Source organism: Sporolactobacillus nakayamae (assembly GCF_900113325.1).
GTDB lineage: Bacteria > Bacillota > Bacilli > Bacillales > Sporolactobacillaceae > Sporolactobacillus > Sporolactobacillus nakayamae.
Genome location: NZ_FOOY01000004.1, coordinates 130,360 through 148,975 on the forward strand (window position 1 = coordinate 130,360; position 18,616 = coordinate 148,975).

The 18,616-nt window shown below is 45.5% G+C and carries 18 protein-coding genes; 16 read left to right on the forward strand and 2 right to left on the reverse strand.

What is annotated here, in order from left to right:
• Positions 1–504: 504 nt before the first annotated feature.
• A complete protein-coding gene (holA, locus tag BM003_RS02910) occupies positions 505–1,533 on the forward strand; it encodes a DNA polymerase III subunit delta (protein WP_093669931.1) in 1,029 nt (342 codons plus the stop codon).
• A gap of 59 nt (positions 1,534–1,592) precedes the next feature.
• Here holA and rpsT read toward each other — a convergent pair whose 3' ends face one another.
• Positions 1,593–1,859: a 30S ribosomal protein S20 gene (rpsT, locus tag BM003_RS02915; protein ID WP_093669933.1), complete on the reverse strand. Its 267-nt coding sequence runs from the start codon at positions 1,857–1,859 to the stop codon at positions 1,593–1,595.
• 275 nt (positions 1,860–2,134) lie between these two features.
• Here rpsT and gpr point away from each other — a divergent pair, with 275 nt between their 5' ends.
• The 11 genes from gpr to mtaB all read left to right on the forward strand — a co-directional run bounded on the left by gpr (position 2,135) and on the right by mtaB (position 15,085).
• Positions 2,135–3,214 (forward strand): GPR endopeptidase, encoded by a 1,080-nt coding sequence (gene gpr / locus BM003_RS02920; protein WP_093669935.1) that lies wholly within the window; start codon positions 2,135–2,137, stop codon positions 3,212–3,214.
• 78 nt (positions 3,215–3,292) lie between these two features.
• A complete protein-coding gene (locus tag BM003_RS02925) occupies positions 3,293–3,619 on the forward strand; it encodes a hypothetical protein (protein WP_093669937.1) in 327 nt (108 codons plus the stop codon).
• Positions 3,620–3,952: 333 nt separating this feature from the next.
• Positions 3,953–5,776: a translation elongation factor 4 gene (gene lepA, locus BM003_RS02930; RefSeq protein ID WP_093669939.1), complete on the forward strand. Its 1,824-nt coding sequence runs from the start codon at positions 3,953–3,955 to the stop codon at positions 5,774–5,776.
• Positions 5,766–6,899, forward strand: coding sequence for a radical SAM family heme chaperone HemW (gene hemW, locus BM003_RS02935; protein WP_093669941.1), 1,134 nt, complete (start codon positions 5,766–5,768; stop codon positions 6,897–6,899). Before lepA ends, hemW begins: the two co-directional genes overlap by 11 nt.
• A 100-nt stretch (positions 6,900–6,999) precedes the next feature.
• Positions 7,000–8,022, forward strand: a complete 1,023-nt coding sequence (gene hrcA, locus BM003_RS02940; RefSeq protein ID WP_093669943.1) for a heat-inducible transcriptional repressor HrcA — start codon at positions 7,000–7,002, stop codon at positions 8,020–8,022.
• A 40-nt stretch (positions 8,023–8,062) separates the two neighbouring features.
• Positions 8,063–8,677: a nucleotide exchange factor GrpE gene (grpE, locus tag BM003_RS02945; RefSeq protein ID WP_093669945.1), complete on the forward strand. Its 615-nt coding sequence runs from the start codon at positions 8,063–8,065 to the stop codon at positions 8,675–8,677.
• 49 nt (positions 8,678–8,726) lie between these two features.
• Positions 8,727–10,571 (forward strand): molecular chaperone DnaK, encoded by a 1,845-nt coding sequence (dnaK, locus tag BM003_RS02950; protein ID WP_093669947.1) that lies wholly within the window; start codon positions 8,727–8,729, stop codon positions 10,569–10,571.
• Positions 10,572–10,755: 184 nt separating this feature from the next.
• Positions 10,756–11,898: a molecular chaperone DnaJ gene (gene dnaJ, locus BM003_RS02955; protein ID WP_093669949.1), complete on the forward strand. Its 1,143-nt coding sequence runs from the start codon at positions 10,756–10,758 to the stop codon at positions 11,896–11,898.
• A 121-nt stretch (positions 11,899–12,019) separates the two neighbouring features.
• A complete protein-coding gene (prmA, locus tag BM003_RS02960) occupies positions 12,020–12,964 on the forward strand; it encodes a 50S ribosomal protein L11 methyltransferase (RefSeq protein WP_093669951.1) in 945 nt (314 codons plus the stop codon).
• A 1-nt stretch (position 12,965) separates the two neighbouring features.
• Complete coding sequence (locus BM003_RS02965; protein WP_093669953.1) at positions 12,966–13,733, forward strand: 16S rRNA (uracil(1498)-N(3))-methyltransferase; 768 nt, start codon at positions 12,966–12,968, stop codon at positions 13,731–13,733.
• A gap of 2 nt (positions 13,734–13,735) precedes the next feature.
• Positions 13,736–15,085, forward strand: a complete 1,350-nt coding sequence (mtaB, locus tag BM003_RS02970; RefSeq protein WP_093669955.1) for a tRNA (N(6)-L-threonylcarbamoyladenosine(37)-C(2))-methylthiotransferase MtaB — start codon at positions 13,736–13,738, stop codon at positions 15,083–15,085.
• Between the two features lie 13 nt (positions 15,086–15,098).
• Here mtaB and BM003_RS02975 read toward each other — a convergent pair whose 3' ends face one another.
• Positions 15,099–16,019 carry a Na/Pi symporter gene (locus tag BM003_RS02975; protein WP_093669957.1) on the reverse strand — a complete coding sequence of 307 codons (921 nt, stop codon included), beginning with the start codon at positions 16,017–16,019 and terminating at the stop codon, positions 15,099–15,101.
• Between the two features lie 240 nt (positions 16,020–16,259).
• Between BM003_RS02975 and rpsU the strand changes: the two genes are divergently transcribed.
• From rpsU to BM003_RS02995, 4 genes are all read left to right on the forward strand, one after another.
• The gene (gene rpsU / locus BM003_RS02980; protein ID WP_093669959.1) at positions 16,260–16,439 is read left to right on the forward strand and encodes a 30S ribosomal protein S21; all 180 of its coding nucleotides are present in this window, start codon (positions 16,260–16,262) and stop codon (positions 16,437–16,439) included.
• 15 nt (positions 16,440–16,454) lie between these two features.
• Positions 16,455–16,898, forward strand: coding sequence for a GatB/YqeY domain-containing protein (locus tag BM003_RS02985; RefSeq protein WP_093669961.1), 444 nt, complete (start codon positions 16,455–16,457; stop codon positions 16,896–16,898).
• Between the two features lie 122 nt (positions 16,899–17,020).
• Positions 17,021–18,025, forward strand: a complete 1,005-nt coding sequence (floA, locus tag BM003_RS02990; protein ID WP_093669963.1) for a flotillin-like protein FloA — start codon at positions 17,021–17,023, stop codon at positions 18,023–18,025.
• A gap of 27 nt (positions 18,026–18,052) precedes the next feature.
• Positions 18,053–18,520 carry a hypothetical protein gene (locus BM003_RS02995; protein WP_093669965.1) on the forward strand — a complete coding sequence of 156 codons (468 nt, stop codon included), beginning with the start codon at positions 18,053–18,055 and terminating at the stop codon, positions 18,518–18,520.
• The last annotated feature ends 96 nt before the right edge of the window (positions 18,521–18,616 follow it).

Genomic DNA, 18,616 nt, shown 5'->3' on the forward strand with positions numbered 1-18,616 from the left:
GCCCAATCTCAGAAATAAACGGAGAAATTCCGCTTATTTAGAAAATGAATGAAAAAATTGCTTAAATAGACGGAGAAATTCCGCTTATCGCATCGAAAAACGTGAAAATGGAGATTTTTTCTGTGCATAAGCGGAAAAATTACCCTTGTTTATCTGTGAAACAAGCGCCATGATGCAAATAACCGGAAAATCTCCGCTTATTTTATTTCCGGCCACGTTACTTAATCAAGAATCAAAAGGATTCATGGAATAGAATAATACGTCTAAAAAATTTGATGAGTTCAACGGCATTTTATCAATAAGTCTGTTCGAGACGCGCGCGGCAAGCGAGCAGCTGAAGTGTCGCATAGGCACAAGATTCTCAAGCCGCATCCAGAGTGACCAATAATACCGGGGAATGCGGCTGGGTGTCTTGTCATTAGGGCGGCGGGACGGTAAAGTAGGTATAGGTACAGAGCGCGTAAGGCGCTTTGAAGAATTCGAGGTAAAGGATGAACACCACCAATGGCAGCACCTAAGTCAGCAAACTTATCGATAAGTAAACCGCTTGCGCCCATCTATCTGCTCTTCGGCACGCAGGATTTTCTCATCCAAATGATGAAAAAAAACATCACGAGTGAAGCGTTAAACGATGAAGAACGTGATTTTAATTTTTCCAAATACGATATGACGGAACTTCCGCTTGAGCATGCGATTGAAGATGCGGAAACGATTCCATTTTTCGGTGATAAGAAAGTTGTCATTATAGAAAATGCTTACTTTTTGACAGCTGAACGAACGAAGACGAAAATTGAGCAAAAAATTGACCGATTGGAACAATACATGGAACATCCGGCAGAGAGTGCTGTGCTCATTATAAATGCTCCTTACGAAAAGCTTGATCGACGTAAGAAAATTGTCAAAAAGCTTGAAAAATCGGCCGCTGTCTATGAATTATCACACCTTTCGGACACGACGCTTTTCACTATTCTTGAGAACGTTGCCGCCCAATATGGCACGCGATACACGAAGGAAGGCCATGAACAGCTGCTGGCAGCGATTGGTCCTCATCTTGGTCAACTTGCCAATGAGGTTGGAAAATGTGCTCTGTACTGCGATGCGGATCGCGCGATTGACGCGCAGGTGGTTGAAGAGATCGGTTCAAAATCGCTTGAGACGAATGTTTTTCTGCTTGTGAATCAGGTGATGCACAGAAAAACGGCGCAGGCACTGCAATTGCTTCATGAACTTGTTCGAATGAAAGAAGAACCACTGAAGCTGCTTGCACTTTTGGAACGTCAATTCCGGATCGTGTATCAAGCAGGATACTATCAGAAGGAAGGCTACACACAAAACAGCATTGCGAGCAAGATCGGTGTTCACCCCTATGCGGTTAAGTTGGCACTTGAGCAGACGCGCTTATTCAGCACTGCTTTGTTGCAAAATGCGTTGGAGAAATGTGCGCAAACGGATTATCAGATCAAGACCGGACAAGCGGACAAAGTGCTTGCACTTGAGCTTCTGATCGTTCAGATATCTGGAAAAGCAGCTTGACTATGAGAAAAAATGCAAAAAAAAGAGGCTCGCTTTGAGAAGCGAGCCATTTTTCATAATTAAGCGTTCAAACTATTCATTTTCTTGGACAGCCTTGATTTTTCATGTGCTGCTTTATTTTTATGGATTAATCCTTTAGTCACTGCTTTGTCGACTTTCTTCGTAGCAGTAAGAAAAGCATCCTTTGCGCCTTCAACATCATTTTCTTCAACCTTTACGTTGAATGATTTAATCGCTGTGCGCATTGCGGACCTGTATTGCACGTTGTGCTGACGGTTCGCTTCGCTCGTTTTCACACGTTTAATTGCTGATTTAATATTTGGCATTCGATTCACCTCCAAATCATGAATTCCCGGTCATCATACTAACTCTGCCGAAATAAAAACGTTCTTATATAAATAAACGATAGACCGAAAAGGCCTCTATTCCTATGAGCAGAGATTCATTCTGACAAACTGTATTGTATCAAAGGCTCCCGTCTTTTGCAATGAATGAATGAAAAAAGCGTAAATGAACATCCTTTTAACAGATATGAAGTTGCTATGGGCGTGCGGAAATTCCGTTCTTAGTGAAGAAGGTCAATTAACGAGGAGGACTTTGCATGAATAGAGATCTGGATTTAAAGCAATATGCGGTACGAACAGACCTGGCAATTGAGGCGAATGAAAGTCAGCCGACAATTCAGGGTGTTCATATTGAGGAGAAAATGGAATCCGGCATTAAAGTGACGTCAATGACTATCAATCAGCAAGCGGCCGAAGCGATGAACAAGAAGCCAGGAGCGTATCTTACCTTTGAAGCGAAGGAGCTGCGTACCGGTGACACTGATATCGAAGGAAAAACAGAAAAGGTGTTTGCTCATTATTTCTCTCAATTTCTCAAACAGTTGGATATTGCAGATGACGCGAGTTGTCTTATTGTCGGGTTGGGAAACTTAAAAGTGACGCCGGATGCACTTGGGCCGAGTGTGGTGGAGAATGTGCTTGTGACAAAGCATCTGTTTGACCTTCAGCCGGAGAATGTGCAGCCGGGTTATCGTCCGGTCAGCGCCATAACACCAGGAGTTATGGGAGTCACAGGTATTGAGACGAGTGATATCATTCTTGGCGTGATCGAGAAAACGAAACCGGATTTTCTTATTGCCGTTGACGCGCTGGCGGCACGCGCGATTGATCGTGTAAATACAACGATTCAGGTTGCCGACAGCGGTATTCATCCGGGATCGGGAATTGGAAACAATCGGAAAGAATTGAGCAAGCAAACATTGGGAATTCCAGTCATTGCTATTGGCGTGCCAACAGTTGTTGACGCGGTAACGATTACGAGTGACTCGCTTGACTTGCTGCTGCGCCATCTGGAGCGGGAAATGAAAGATACGAGGCCTTCCAAATCACTTGCTCCGTCATGGATGTCATTTGGGGAAAAGGTGGACTACAAAAAACTAAATTTGCCTAGCAAGGAGGATCGCGCAGCATTTCTCGGTATGGTCGGTACATTGAACGAGGTAGAAAAGGCGCAATTAATTCAAGAGGCGCTTGGAGCGAGCGGCACTCAGCTTATGGTCACACCTAAGGAAGTTGACTTTTTCATTGAAAAAATGGGCAATGTCATCGCTGAAGGCTTAAACGCAGCACTGCATCATCAGATCGACCAAGGGAATGTCGGTCATTTTACGCATTAAGTCATGAATATTCGTTTGCGCGCATAAAATGAAACTACGAACAAGGGACAAGCCTTGAATGAAAGGGAGCGACGGGAGATGAAACGTATCGTCATTGAGTGTTTCGTGGTACTATTCGTACTTCTCTTGTGCGCACTTTACGGGGCGGTTACGGTTCGGGATGCACATCAGCCGCAGTTCAGTAATGAAACGACACGCACGGTTTTTCATGAACAAAAAATTGTGGTTCCTAAAAGTGAACATGAATCATCGACGGATTCAGAGGAGCTAAATACAAATACACCGACAAATAGTGGTACCGAGAGCCATGGTTATTCACTCTCGGACAGAGTGCAGCGCCTATTTTTATGGGGAGTCAGCGCCATTGCAGAGTTTGTGGATGGATTAATCCAAATATTTGCTTAAGGCATTGATACAAAACAGCTGGAATTCCGGCTGCTTTTTTGTCTAGGAAATGATAAATGATCGACTTGTAGATAATTGTCGATGGAACACCAAGAAGCTTGATCTGTGGCTGAATGAAGCAGCGGCATCATTAAATCAATCCTTAAAGAACATTTTGATGACAATCAATTAATGGGGGAGCCTTTTTCTTATTATTTTATGAGTTTATCATGTGCTAAAAGTGATTTCATGCAATTCACAATCACATGCTTTCATGGTTCCTCATTGAAACGTGACTTGACGATTGATATAATCGAGATTAAGTGATGTTTTTTGCGAGCAGGAGGAACAACTATGTCAGAGAAGCAAGACGCACGTCAGTCGCGAATCCGTAATTTTTCAATCATCGCGCATATCGATCACGGCAAATCAACATTAGCCGATCGAATTTTGGAAGCAACACAAGCGCTCACGCAAAGAGAGATGAAGGCACAAACGCTGGATGCGATGGATCTTGAACGTGAACGCGGGATTACGATAAAATTGAACGCGGTGGAATTGAATTATAAAGCGCCGGATGGAAAAACGTATATTTTTCATTTGATCGACACACCTGGGCATGTCGATTTTTCTTATGAGGTGTCGCGGAGCCTAGCTGCCTGTGAAGGAGCACTGCTCGTCGTCGATGCCGCTCAGGGGGTCGAGGCGCAGACCTTGGCAAATGTCTACCTTGCCCTAGAGAACGATCTGGAAATTGTTCCGGTTATTAATAAAATCGACCTTCCGAACGCCGATCCTGATCGCGTCAAGCAAGAGATTGAAGACGTGATTGGTCTTGACACCTCTGAGGCTGTGCTGGCATCGGCGAAAACCGGAATCGGAACGGATGAAATTCTGGCACAGATTATTGATAAAATTCCCGCACCGTCAGGCGATCCGGATGCGCCGCTTCAAGCGCTTATTTTTGATTCGCTTTATGACGCGTATCGAGGTGTCATCGTTTATATTCGGGTGGTTGAAGGTACCGTCCGCGTCGGCGATACAATTAAAATGATGGCAAATGGAAAAACATTCGAGGTGTTAGAGGTTGGCGTTTCCACACCTAAAATTGAAAATCGCGATGAGCTGTCCGTCGGGGATGTCGGTTTCCTGACCGCATCGATAAAATCGGTTCATGACACGCAAGTCGGCGATACGATAACTCATGCGGAACGTCCCGCTGATAAGCCGCTGCCCGGATATCGGAAAATGAATCCGATGGTTTACTGCGGGCTCTATCCTATTGACACCGCTCGGTATGATGATCTGCGGGAAGCGCTTGGCAGACTCGAACTGAACGACTCATCGCTTCAATATGAGCCGGAGACTTCGGAGGCTCTTGGCTTTGGATTCCGATGCGGATTTCTCGGTTTGCTTCATATGGATATTGTTCAAGAGCGTTTGGAGCGTGAATTCAATATCGATCTGATCGCGACCGCACCAAGCGTTATTTACAGTGTCCGCTTGACTGATGGGTCGAAAGTGCGTGTGGGTAATCCGTCTGAGATGCCGGACCGCAAATACATCGCCGAGGTAGAGGAGCCCTATGTTAAAGCGACGATCATGACGCCTAATGATTATGTTGGTGCGATCATGGAGCTTTGCCAAAGGAAGCGCGGCGAATTTCAGACGATGGAGTATCTTGACGCTAATCGGACTAATGTTATCTATGATTTGCCTTTGTCGGAAATCATGTATGACTTTTTTGATATTCTTAAATCAAGCACGAAAGGCTATGCCTCTCTGGATTACGAGATGGACGGCTATCGTGTGAGCGATTTGGTGAAAATGGATATTTTGCTTAATGGTGAAAAGGTGGATGCGCTTTCGGTCGTTGTTCACCAAGAATTCGCCTATGATCGCGGAAAAGGGATCGTCGAGAAATTGAAAGAACTGATTCCACGGCAACAATTTGAAGTGCCGATTCAGGCGGCGATTGGTCAAAAGATTATTTCTCGATCAACAATTAAGGCACTTCGGAAAAACGTGCTCGCTAAATGTTACGGCGGTGACGTGTCGCGTAAACGTAAGTTGCTTGAAAAACAAAAAGAAGGAAAAAAACGGATGAAGGCTGTCGGCAGTGTCGAAGTACCGCAGGAGGCATTCATGTCCGTTTTCCGGATGAGTCATGACGACTAAACGTGGGGCATACATCCATATCCCTTTTTGCGATCACATCTGTTATTATTGCGACTTTAACAAAGTGTTTATGAAGAACCAGCCTGTCGACGACTATTTAGACGCACTTGCCCTGGAGATGCGCGGTTACGGCAAGGAAGGGCGTCCCCAAACCATTTATATTGGCGGCGGGACACCGACTGCGCTTAATGAAACGCAATTTGAGCGACTTTTCACCGCTATTGAACGCTATTTACTGAATCCATCCGTCAAAGAGTTTACGGTTGAAGCCAACCCGGAAAGCTTAAATGAGGCAAAATTAGACATCATGAAGCGATTCGGTGTAACAAGGCTTAGCATCGGGGTTCAAACCTTTGATGATCGGCTGCTTAAAGAAATCGGGCGAGCACATAAAGCGGACGATGCGGCAGACGCAGTCCGACTCGCGCAAAGCCGCGGTTTTGATAATGTGACGCTTGATCTGATGTTTGCTTTGCCGGGACAGACGGAAGCTAGCCTGCACGAGTCGCTGCAACAGGCGCTGAGTTTGGGGACGCCGCACATCTCCATTTATTCGCTTCAGCTGGAGCCGAAAACGATTTTCTACAATCGAATGAAGAGTGGAAAGTTAAGACTGCCCGGAGAAGATATCGAGGCTGATATGTATGGTCAGATCATTCTCGAGTTGGAGAGACATGGACTTCATCACTATGAAATTAGCAATTTCGCAAAGCCGGGTTATGAAGGCGTCCATAATTCAATGTACTGGAGCAATGAAGAATACTACGGCATTGGCGCGGGTGCACACGGCTATTGGAACAGCATGAGATATGCTAATGCTGGTCCGGTGAAAAAGTATATAGAACGTGTGCGCGAGCGGGGCAACGGGAGAGTATCCGAACATCCGGTCACCGTCACAGAAAAAATGGAGGAAGAAATGTTTCTTGGCCTTCGTCTGATGAAAGGCGTCGGCATCAAGAATTTTAAAGAAAAATTTGGAGAATCAATCGAGCATGTTTATGGTGAGCAAATTGCTCAATTAATGAGACAAGAGCTGCTCACTGAGCGTGATGGGCGGCTTGCGATGACCCAAAAAGGAATCTTTTTAGGGAATAATGTATTTGAAGCCTTTTTAATTTCGTAAGAATGGCCTAAAACATTTGACAAATAGGAATGAAGTTGGTAAATTTTAATGTAGAATTAGCACTCGGTTAGATCGAGTGCTAACAGAGGTGATCAACAAGATGTTAACTGATCGTCAATTGTTTTTGCTGCAGCTTCTCGTTAATGACTATGTTGTCTCTGCCGAACCGGTCGGTTCACGATCAATTGCGAAACACGATGATGTCAATTTCAGTCCGGCGACAATCAGAAATGAACTTGCGGACTTGGAAGAGATGGGCTATCTTGAGAAAACACATCTTTCCTCAGGGCGGGTACCTTCCGAAAAGGGGTATCGTTTTTATGTCGACCATTTACTTTCACCGGTGCTTCTCTCCGATGATGAAATGGGAAATATTCGGTACGCCTATCAGAAGAAATTTTCTGAGACGGAGGAACTGATTCGGGTCACAGCCCAAGTGCTGTCCGAGTTCACGAATTACACGGCGATTATGCTCGGTCCCGAACTCTTGGAAATGAAACTGAAACATATTCAGTTGGTTAAACTGAATGAGACTCAAGGCGTATTAATTATCGTGACAGATACCGGCCATGTGGAAAATCGTGTCGTGTCGTTTCCAGAGTCGATAAAAGCGGATGATATTGAGAAGATTGTTAATATCTTGAATGACAAACTGAAAATGGTTCCGCTCTATCAACTTCAAAGTCGTCTGAATGTCGAGATTGCCAGTGTGCTTCGTGCGCATGTCCGTGATTACGAACGAGTGATGACTCTGCTGAAAGACAGTTTGACGATCAATGATCCTGAGCAGATTTTCTACAGTGGGAAAAGCAATATGCTGTCCCAGCCTGAATTTCAGGACGTCGATAAGATCATTTCACTTTTAAATGTGCTTGAGGGAAAAGAGATCGTTCGTGAATTAATGAGTATGCCGGCGAAAGGGCTGCATATTCGTATCGGCCGTGAGAACAAACTTAATGGCATTGAGGATTGCAGCCTGATCACGACTACTTATTCGGTAGGAAGTGAACACCTGGGTACGGTCGCTGTGATCGGTCCTAAGCGGATGGCTTATCCGAGAGTTGTTACACTGATCGATATGGTCTCCAAATTATTAACTGAAAATCTAAATAAACAAGAGTGAAGAGATGAGTAGCTCTTTAACTAGTTCAGGAGGTGAGCCTATGACAGAACAGGCAAACAAAGAAACTAAAAACACCAACGAAGAAACAGAAGAAATCAAGGACGCACAAACAGCAGAAACAGTTGCCGACACCTCAGAAGCACCGGAAACAGATAAGACTGCCGCTCCGGATAGCGAAGCGCTTCTCAAGAAGATCGCCGAACAGACAGCTGAAATTGATTCACTTAAGAAGCAATCGGATGATTTTAATAATCGGTTGCTTAGAACACAGGCTGACTTCGATAATTTCCGCAAGCGCACAACTAAAGAAAAGGCCGATTCACGTAAGTTTCGCGCTCAGGATCTTGTCTCGGATATCCTTGAAATTGTGGACAATTTCCAACGCGCACTTGCAGTTGAGACGGTTTCCGAAGAGGGTCAATCCCTAAAAAAGGGAATGGAAATGCTGCTCTCAAAATTGGAAAATGCACTTAAAAAGGAAGGCGTCGAGGAAATTCCATCGCTGCATCAGCCGTTTGATCCCAATGTGCATCAGGCAGTTATGCAGGAGGAGAGCGCTGAGCATGAATCTGGCACAGTGATTCAAGTACTTCAGGCAGGCTATACTTTGAATGGACGTGTGATTCGTCCTGCAATGGTAAAGGTCAGCTCTTGATTTAGAAGGTTCAAACTTAATGTTTTTTAAATATTAGGAGGAAATGAACATGAGCAAAATTATTGGTATTGACTTAGGAACGACAAACTCTTGCGTGGCAGTTATGGAAGGCGGCGAACCGGTCGTTATTCCTAACCCGGAAGGAGCAAGAACAACACCTTCTGCTGTCGCATTCAAAAATGGTGAACGTCAAGTCGGCGAAGTTGCAAAGCGCCAAGCAGTCACCAACCCGAATACGATTCTTTCGATCAAACGTCATATGGGCACGGACTATAAAGTTGAGGCGGAAGGTAAAAAATATACGCCGCAGGAAATCTCAGCAATTATCCTTCAGAAACTGAAATCAGACGCTGAAGCTTATCTTGGCGAAAGTGTTGATAAGGCGGTTATTACGGTACCTGCTTACTTTAACGACGCGCAACGCCAAGCAACAAAGGATGCAGGTAAAATCGCAGGACTTGAAGTTCTGAGAATTATCAATGAACCGACTGCGGCATCACTTGCTTATGGGCTTGATAAAGGTGAAGATCAGACGATTCTTGTATTCGACTTAGGCGGCGGTACATTCGATGTTTCCATCCTCGAACTTGGCGACGGCATTTTCGAAGTTAAAGCTACCGCAGGAAACAACAAACTTGGCGGTGACGACTTCGATGAACGCATCATCCAGTATTTGATCGGTGAATTCAAGAAGGAAACCGGTCTTGATCTTTCTGGTGACAAGATGGCATTGCAACGTTTGAAAGATGCCGCTGAAAAAGCGAAAAAGGAATTATCCGGTGTATCACAGGCGCAAATCTCACTTCCGTTTATCTCAGCAGATGCGTCTGGTCCGAAACACTTGGAAACGAACCTGTCACGTGCGAAATTCGATGAATTGACTGCTGATTTAGTTGAATCAACGATGGGTCCGGTTCGTCGTGCGTTGTCCGACGCAGACATGACTATGGATGACATCCATAAAATTGTTCTTGTCGGTGGTTCGACGCGTATTCCGGCTGTTCAGGCTGCAATCAAGAATCTGACAGGAAAAGAAGCAAGCAAGGGTGTAAACCCTGATGAAGTGGTCGCTGTCGGTGCCGCAATCCAAGGCGGTGTATTGACCGGTGATGTAAAGGATGTCGTTCTGCTTGACGTTACACCGCTATCCCTTGGTATTGAAACAATGGGCGGTGTGTTCACGAAATTGATTGATCGCAACACAACGATCCCAACAAGCAAATCCCAAGTCTTCTCGACGGCTGCTGACAATCAGACAGCCGTGGACATTCACGTGCTGCAAGGTGAACGCCAGATGGCCGCGGATAACAAAACGCTTGGACGGTTCCAATTGACCGATATTCCGCCGGCACCACGCGGTATTCCACAGATCGAAGTGACGTTCGAAATTGATGCGAACGGTATTGTAAACGTTAAGGCAAAAGACAAAGGTACGAATAAGGAACAATCCATCACGATTCAATCGTCTTCAGGTCTGAGCGACGATGAAATTGACAAGATGGTTAAGGATGCTGAAGCGAACGCGGATGCAGATAAGAAACGCAAAGAAGACGTTGATCTTCGCAATGAATCGGATCAATTAATCTTCGCAACGGAGAAAACAATCAAAGACCTTGGCGACAAAGTGGACGCATCTGAGAAATCAAAAGCTGAAGCTGCTAAGGATAAGCTGAAAAAGGCGCTTGAAGGCAAGGATCTTGACGCCATTAAAGCCGCAAAAGATGAATTAAACGAAGTTGTTCAGCAGCTTTCTGTGAAACTGTATCAACAGGCGCAACAAGCACAAGGCGCGCAAGGTGCAGCCGATAACAGCAAAAAAGCGGATGACGATGTCGTTGATGCGGATTACAAAGAAGTTAACGATGAGGATAAAGACAAGAACAAAAAGAACTGATCGTTCATACGTTAATTATTGATCTGTTCAATGGGGCCCAGGGGTCTCGTTGTTCTAAACCTGAAAGCAGTTTTTGTGAGAAAGTCGAAGTCGGACGCGGGTTCTGGCTTTGGCTTTTTCTTGCTTAACCAACGAAGCGAATGATATGATAAACTTTATGTGAAATCATTTCGGGAGTGATTTGATGAGTAAACGGGATTATTATGAGATCCTCGGCGTAAGCAAAGACGCGTCGAAGGAGGAAATTAAGAAAGCATTTCGAAAATTGGCACGGAAATACCATCCCGATGTGAATAAGGATTCGGACGCACCGGAGAAATTTAAGGAAGCCACTAAGGCATATGAAACCTTAAGTGATCCGCAAAAAAGGGCACAGTATGATCAATTTGGCGAAGCGGATCCGAATCAAGGCGGATTTGGTGGATTTGGCGGCGGCCAAGGTTTCAGCGGAGCCGATTTCGGTGGATTTGGCGATATTTTTGATCAGATTTTTAACGGAGGGTCTTCCAGACGGCGTGACCCAAATGCGCCGCGCCAAGGATCGGATCTTCAATATGAAATGTCAATCACATTTGAGGAAGCTGCCTTTGGCAAGACTACGGATATTCGTATACCAAAGGAAGAAACCTGCACAACATGTCATGGCAGCGGTGCTAAACCGGGAACAAAGCCGGTACAATGTACGCATTGTCATGGTACCGGTCAACTGAATCAGGAGCAGAACACACCTTTTGGACGTATCGTTAACCGCCGTGTCTGCTCTTATTGCCATGGTACGGGGAAAATGATTAAAAATCCATGCGGGACATGTGCCGGAACCGGTAAAATGAAAGTGAATAAAAAGATCGAAGTCAAGATTCCCGCGGGTATTGACGACGGGCAGCAAATTCGTCTATCCGGTCAAGGCGAACCAGGAGTAAACGGAGGCCCGTCAGGTGATCTGTACATTGTTTTCAGCGTAAAGCCGCATAAATATTATCAGCGTGCCGGAGACGACGTTCTTCTGGAGGTACCGTTGAACTTCGCTCAAGTCGCGCTCGGTGATGAAATTGAGGTTCCGACTCTTTACGGAAAAGTGAAGCTGAGGATTCCGGCGGGAACACAGACGGGCACCAAGTTCCGATTAAGAGGAAAAGGCATAAAAAACGTCAGAGGCTACGGTCAAGGCGATGAACATATCACGGTGAAAGTTGTGACGCCGAAGCATTTGTCTGATGAGCAGAAAGCGGTATTTAAGAAATTGGCCGCTACTGAAGGCAGCGCGCTGAATGAAGATGACGAGAGTTTTTTTGACAAAATGAAGAAAAAGGTATTTAAAGCGGACTGATTCCCGCATCATCGTTTTCATTGATCATTAATAGGACAGAGCGGCTGGTCTTCACCCTAAACCTAATATGATCGCCAGTTTTTCTACACATCTTCTTTTAAGGAGCGAATCCATAAACGCGATGAGATGGTCGGAGATTTGTATTCATACAACCGAAGAAGCAATTGAAGCGGTGACTAATGTTCTCTATGAAGCCGGCGCCGGTGGCGTAGTCATTGAAGATTCACAGGATTTGCTAAGAACGCGGGCGTCTGATAAAGACTCGGTATACTCTCTGGATCCTGCAGATTATCCTCTTGACGGAGTGAATGTCAAGGCCTATTTGCCGATCAACAGTTTTCTTGGCGAGACTGTCGAAGAAATTAAGCAATCGCTGAATAATCTTCTCTTGTATGATATCGACTTGGGCGATGGCCGCATGACACTTAGTGAACACAATGAAGAAGAATGGGCAACCGCATGGAAGAAGTATTATAAGCCCGTGCGTGTCGGCAAACACTTTTATATTGCTCCAACATGGGAATTATTTCAGCCTGAGGATCATGAGCGTCATGTGATTGAACTCGATCCTGGAATGGCGTTTGGGACCGGAACTCATCCGACCACAGTACTGTGCATTGAAGCGCTTGAGAAATACCTGCCTGAGAATGCAACGGTGCTTGATGTTGGGACAGGTACCGGCGTCCTGGCAATTGCATCTGCGAAGCTTGGCGCGCGTCAAGTGAACGCTGTCGACTTGGATCCGGTCGCGGTTCAATCCGCAAAACTTAATATCAAATTAAATAAAGTTCAGGAGGTTGTTGCGGTTCGCCAAAACAACCTTTCTGATGATATAAAAGGTGTGTACACCATCGTTGTCGCCAATTTACTTGCGGAACTGGTTATCCGACTGGCAAAGGGCGGTGTCGCGAGTTTGTTGCAAGAAGACGGGCTGCTGATTGTGTCGGGGATTATTAAACCGAAAAAAGAACAAGTCGCGCAGGCACTTGCTCAAGTTGGGCTTCATGTCGTTGATGAAATGGACTCAGGGCATTGGGTCGCGCTGATTGCTGAGAAGGCGGATTGAGATGCAGCGTTATTTTGTTCCGGAAGATCACTTTACGGAGAAAAGAGTCACGATCACAGGGGCCGATTCTCGGCATATTCAGAAGGTGATGCGCATGAAACCTTCTGATTCGATTATTTGCGCAAACAATAAAGGTGATGCCTATTTATGCGAAATTGAGTATGTCGATGAGGATCAGGTGCATGCAGCGATTAAGAGCAGACTAACTGCGGACCCGGAGCTTCCTATTGATGTCACAATTGCTCAAGGCATTCCAAAAGCTGATAAGTTTGATGCAATTATTCAAAAAGGTACGGAGTGCGGTGCTGCTCAATTTATCCCATTTCAAGCGGAACGCTCCGTAGCCGTTTGGAAAAAGGACAAGAAAGATAAGAAAAAGCTCCGCCTTGAGAAAATTGCTAAAGAAGCAGCGGAACAATCGCATCGACGCTTCATACCTGAAATTGGCGATCCAATGAATCTCGACCAGTTGATCACATTCAGTGCATCATTCACAATCAAAATGGTCGCATTTGAAGAAACAGCAAAGGCAGGCGCGCAAGCCGGGTTTCCAACACTTTTGGGTAAAATGGGCAAAGGAGATCAGCTGCTCGCTGTTATTGGACCGGAAGGCGGGTTAACTTCAGAAGAAGCACGACAGCTGGAAGCTCATGGATTTATTCTCTGTGGATTGGGTCCGAGAATTTTAAGGACAGAGACGGCGTCTGTTTACCTTTTGTCGGCAATTTCCTATCATTTTGAATTATTAAATTGTGAGGTGGGTGAATAAAAATGCCTTCAGTTGCTTTTCATACGTTAGGATGTAAAGTCAATCACTATGAAACAGAAGCCATATGGCAGCTCTTCAAAAAAGGCGGTTATGAACGTGCCGATTTTGAAAAACACGCTGATGTCTATATTGTTAATACATGCACGGTTACCAATACCGGCGACCAGAAAAGCCGCCAGACGATTCGCCGTGCCATTCGCAATAACCCGGATGCGGTGATTTGCGTGACCGGATGTTATGCTCAGACTTCTCCGGCTGAAGTCATGTCCATACCTGGTGTGGATATTGTGGTCGGGACGCAGGATCGTGAGCGTCTGCTTGGATATATTGATCAGTTTCGCAATGAACGCGAGCCGATCAATGGGGTCAGTGACATCATGAAGGCGAAAGTATACGAAGAGCTTGATGTTCCTGAATTTACCGATCGCACCCGTGCATCACTGAAAATACAGGAAGGTTGCAATAACTTTTGCACGTTCTGTGTCATTCCATGGGCACGTGGACTGTTGCGCTCACGGGAACCTGGAAACGTGATGAAGCAGGCTCAGCAGCTGGTCGATGCCGGCTATAAGGAAATCGTGCTCACCGGAATACATACTGCCGGGTATGGTGAGGACATGAACGATTACAATTTTGCGCATCTACTTAGCGATATAGAGGAAAATGTTCGTGGTTTGAAACGATTGAGAATCTCGTCTATTGAGGCAAGTCAGATTACCGATGAAGTTATTGACGTTGTCGGGCGTTCGAAAATCCTTGCGCGCCATCTTCATATTCCGCTTCAGGCTGGTTCCGATAGCGTTTTGGAGCGGATGCATCGCAAGTACAAAACCGAGTATTTTGCTGAGAAAGTGGCTCGGCTGCGTGAGGCTTTGCCGGATTTCGCTTTAACTTCCGATGTGATTGTCGGCTTCCCTGGCGAAACCGATGAAGAATTTCAAGAAACCTACGATTTTATTCGTGATCTTCGTTTTTCTGAATTGCATGTCTTTCCTTATTCACAACGAACGGGCACACCTGCCGCAGGTATGCCGGATCAGGTACCGGACAAGGTGAAGCATGAACGTGTGGATCGCTTGATCGAATTATCAAGCAAGCTGTCCGCCGAATATGCAGCCGGTTATCAGGATCAGGTCTTGGAAGTGATTCCGGAAGAACCTTTGAATCATCGCGAACCGGACGGCTATTTTGTCGGTTTCACGGATAATTATTTGAAAGTGAAATTTAAGTATCCGTCCAAAGATATTGTCGGTAAACTAGCACGCGTCAAACTTGTGAAAACAGGCTATCCAATGAATGAAGGCGTGTTCGTTCGATTTGCTGAGAACGGACAATCTGCCGTGACGATCTGACCTGTGTGTCTGATTAAAGGCGGGTTCGCTCAACCCAGCGGCCAAAAGGCGCGGCAAGAGGCACGGCGATTAAACCGGTGATCAGGTTAAAGATAACCGATGCGTGTGCGAGGGCTGCTCGTCCTGTTCCCCCGATTATTATCGAATAATCTGCCATGTAGTGAATGAAAGGGAAAAAGACAATAACGCTTAGCACATTGAAAAGAATATGAGTGTATGCGGTCCATCTGCCCTCTCTGCCGGTCCCCAAGCTCGCGATATAAGTGGTGAGGCAAGTACCGACATTCGAACCGAGCATGATGGCGATCGCCGCAGGCAGGGACAGGATGTTGTGGTCTAAGAATCCCATGCAGACAAGCAATGTGGCGGAACTTGACTGGATAATTGCTGAAAACAAGGTTCCGACAATTACTGCATAGATCATACTATCATTGGCGTCAACGAGAAGATCGCGGATAAATGGTGACTGAATGAGTGATTCGGCAAGCGAACTAAATCCATTCATCGAGGCAAACAGGCAGCCGATGCCGAACAAAAATGTCCCGAATGAAAAGAATCGCCGGAACGGAAGGCACATCATGATCAGACCTGCGCCGAAAAAAACGTAATGTAATGATCCGATGGGTAAAGCAGCAATCTCTCCGGTCATCGTGGTACCGATATTCGCACCGAGAATAATTCCGACGCTCTGTGAGAAGCGCATCGCTCGTGCGCCAATCAATCCGACCGTGATGATCGTTACTGCTGAGCTGCTCTGCAGAAGCATGGACGCGATTGTTCCAATCAGCAGTCCTTTCAACGGTGTGCTAGCGGCACGTTCGAGTGTTTGGCGCATCCGGTCTCCAACGAGCGCGTGCATACCGCCCGTCATGACGCCCATGCCAAATAAAAAAAGTAAGATATATAAGATAAAAATAATTACCTGTTGATCCACGTCCGCTCACCTCGTCCTATTGTATGGACAAGTGGGTACGAGCATGACAAAAAGATATTTATGCATGAAAATAATTTCTCGATATGTTGTAATTGCTTGAAATGCACTTAAAAAATAGAGATGGTTTAAAAATAACGCTTTCTTAAATTTGATAATTTTTTTTTTATCGTATATAATGGCAAGTGACATAAAAGAGATGTCAGTTGAGTTGTTTTCGTTTTTGGAGGGAGGGAAACAAAGATGGTCGAGACAAGAGTTCGGAAGAATGAATCGATTGAAGATGCGTTGCGACGCTTTAAACGGTCGGTCTCTAAATCCGGTACATTAGCAGAAGTTAAGAAGCGGAGAAATTATGAGAAACCTAGCGTTAAGCGTAAGAAAAAATCTGAGGCTGCGCGTAAGAAACGCCGCAGATTCTGAGAAGGAGTTTTATAAATGAGCCTTGTTGATCGTTTGACTACAGATATGAAACAAGCGATGAAAGCGAGGGAGAAAGCGCGTCTCTCGGTTATTCGCATGATTAAAACATCACTGCAGAACGAATCGATCAAGCTAGGTCAACCATTGTCCGATGACGAGGCACTGGCAGTCCTGACCCGAGAGCTTAAGCAGAGGAAAGACTCCCTCCAAGAGTTTAAGAACGCAGGGCGACAGGATCTTGTTGAAGAAGTCACCAATGAAATTGCAATTGTCCAATCTTATATGCCCGAACAACTTTCTGAAGAGAAAGTTACGGCGATTATAGATGAAACAATTTCGGAAGTCGGCGCTGCTTCCAAGGCAGATATCGGCAAAGTGATGAAAGCGGTCATGCCGAAAGTCAAAGGCCGGGCGGATGGAAGCATGATCAATAAAATCGTGCGCAGTAAATTAAGTTAAGAAATGAGAAGCTCTGTTTGTCGGAAAAACAAACAGAGCTTTGTTTACATTCAGAGTACTTCAAAGGTGAGTAATGGAGCAACTGGCAACGCCAGATTATAAATAGGTAGGGGATGAGAGCTATGCAATTAGACGCTTCAACAGTAGGAATTCTCATAATCGCTGCGCTTCTAATTATCGTGATTGTCATTCTTTTCACTTTTGTACCGGTTATGTTGTGGATTTCAGCGCTGTCTTCCGGCGTTCGGATCAGTATCTTTACATTGATTGGTATGAGATTGAGACGGGTGGTACCAAGACGAGTCATTGATCCGTTGATTAAGGCAACCAAAGCGGGACTTGACCTTCATACGAACCAACTTGAAAGCCATTACCTTGCAGGAGGAAACGTTGACCGAGTGGTTAACGCACTGATCGCTGCTCATCGAGCGAATATAGCCTTGACATTTGAACGTGCGGCGGCGATTGATCTCGCCGGACGCAATGTATTGGAAGCTGTCCAAATGAGTGTCAATCCTAAAGTCATTGAATCGCCATATATTGCCGGGGTGGCAATTAACGGTATCGAGGTTAAAGTCAGAGCGAGAATCACGGTTCGCGCGAACATCGATCGATTAGTCGGAGGCGCCGGTGAAGAAACCGTTGTCGCCCGTGTTGGTGAAGGTGTAGTCAGCACGATTGGTGCGTCACACACACATAAAGATGTGCTGAAGAATCCGGATACGATTTCTAAGACCGTTCTCGATAAAGGGTTGGACGCCGGTACTGCGTTTGAAATTTTGTCTATTGATATTGCGGATGTGGATGTTGGCAAGAACATCGGTGCGTTCCTGCAAACGGAACAAGCTGAGGCAGACAAGAACATCGCACAGGCTAAGGCTGAGGAACGCCGCGCAATGGCTGTCGCTAATGAACAAGAAATGCGTGCTCGCGTCGAAGAAATGCGCGCAAAAGTTGTGGAGGCGGAATCTGAAGTTCCGCTCGCAATGGCAGCCGCGCTTAAATCAGGAAAATTAGGTGTCATGGATTATATGAACTACAACAATATCAAAGCAGATACAGAAATGCGCCATTCGTTTGGCAAAGAGAACAACAATGACAATACATCCGGAGATGAGTACAAATAAACACCATTCATGAGAGAGGGTGAGGCAGTGTCATTTGTCTGGATTATTGGTTTAGTTATCTGGATGATCTTCTATGTTGCAAAATCTGTTGAAAAACAGAATGCCCAAGAACAGAAGCGTCGACAAGAACTAGGGCGGAGAACCAATACACGTCCGCAAATGCCTAGCGCGAAGCGACAGATTACTCAAGCGAATCGAGATGTGAACCGACGCGCTGAACCGATTATGGAACAGGCACCGACCGATACACATACTGCTGAGAATGTCTGGATGAAGAAATACTATGAAACTAAGGATCGAATGAACCAGTCTTCGAGCCAACGAACAGTCGATCGATCACTGCATCCGGCAAAGGCGTCAGGATCGGAAAACGTCGGGAATGGTTGGAAGAGCAATCAAGATGCCCTGCGGCAAGCCTTTATTTTCTCAGAATGTATTGGAAAACCTCGTGCCGTTCAACCTCATCACTTTTTTGACAGGAACCGGGTACGCTAATTTAATCTGAATGTCGTCCGTGACTCTATTGGTTGCGGGCTTTTTTACAGTTAAAAAATATAGCGTTCTGACTTGTTGGTACATAAGATTCGGTTG

Excerpts from the sequence above, each read along its gene's own strand:
- holA (WP_093669931.1), top strand. The coding sequence starts at position 505 with ATGGCAGCACCTAAGTCAGCAAACTTATCGATAAGTAAACCGCTTGCG.
- rpsT (WP_093669933.1), bottom strand. The coding sequence starts at position 1,859 with ATGCCAAATATTAAATCAGCAATTAAACGTGTGAAAACGAGCGAAGCG.
- gpr (WP_093669935.1), top strand. The coding sequence starts at position 2,135 with ATGAATAGAGATCTGGATTTAAAGCAATATGCGGTACGAACAGACCTG.
- BM003_RS02925 (WP_093669937.1), top strand. The coding sequence starts at position 3,293 with ATGAAACGTATCGTCATTGAGTGTTTCGTGGTACTATTCGTACTTCTC.
- lepA (WP_093669939.1), top strand. The coding sequence starts at position 3,953 with ATGTCAGAGAAGCAAGACGCACGTCAGTCGCGAATCCGTAATTTTTCA.
- hemW (WP_093669941.1), top strand. The coding sequence starts at position 5,766 with ATGACGACTAAACGTGGGGCATACATCCATATCCCTTTTTGCGATCAC.
- hrcA (WP_093669943.1), top strand. The coding sequence starts at position 7,000 with ATGTTAACTGATCGTCAATTGTTTTTGCTGCAGCTTCTCGTTAATGAC.
- grpE (WP_093669945.1), top strand. The coding sequence starts at position 8,063 with ATGACAGAACAGGCAAACAAAGAAACTAAAAACACCAACGAAGAAACA.
- dnaK (WP_093669947.1), top strand. The coding sequence starts at position 8,727 with ATGAGCAAAATTATTGGTATTGACTTAGGAACGACAAACTCTTGCGTG.
- dnaJ (WP_093669949.1), top strand. The coding sequence starts at position 10,756 with ATGAGTAAACGGGATTATTATGAGATCCTCGGCGTAAGCAAAGACGCG.
- prmA (WP_093669951.1), top strand. The coding sequence starts at position 12,020 with ATGAGATGGTCGGAGATTTGTATTCATACAACCGAAGAAGCAATTGAA.
- BM003_RS02965 (WP_093669953.1), top strand. The coding sequence starts at position 12,966 with ATGCAGCGTTATTTTGTTCCGGAAGATCACTTTACGGAGAAAAGAGTC.
- mtaB (WP_093669955.1), top strand. The coding sequence starts at position 13,736 with ATGCCTTCAGTTGCTTTTCATACGTTAGGATGTAAAGTCAATCACTAT.
- rpsU (WP_093669959.1), top strand. The coding sequence starts at position 16,260 with ATGGTCGAGACAAGAGTTCGGAAGAATGAATCGATTGAAGATGCGTTG.
- BM003_RS02985 (WP_093669961.1), top strand. The coding sequence starts at position 16,455 with ATGAGCCTTGTTGATCGTTTGACTACAGATATGAAACAAGCGATGAAA.
- floA (WP_093669963.1), top strand. The coding sequence starts at position 17,021 with ATGCAATTAGACGCTTCAACAGTAGGAATTCTCATAATCGCTGCGCTT.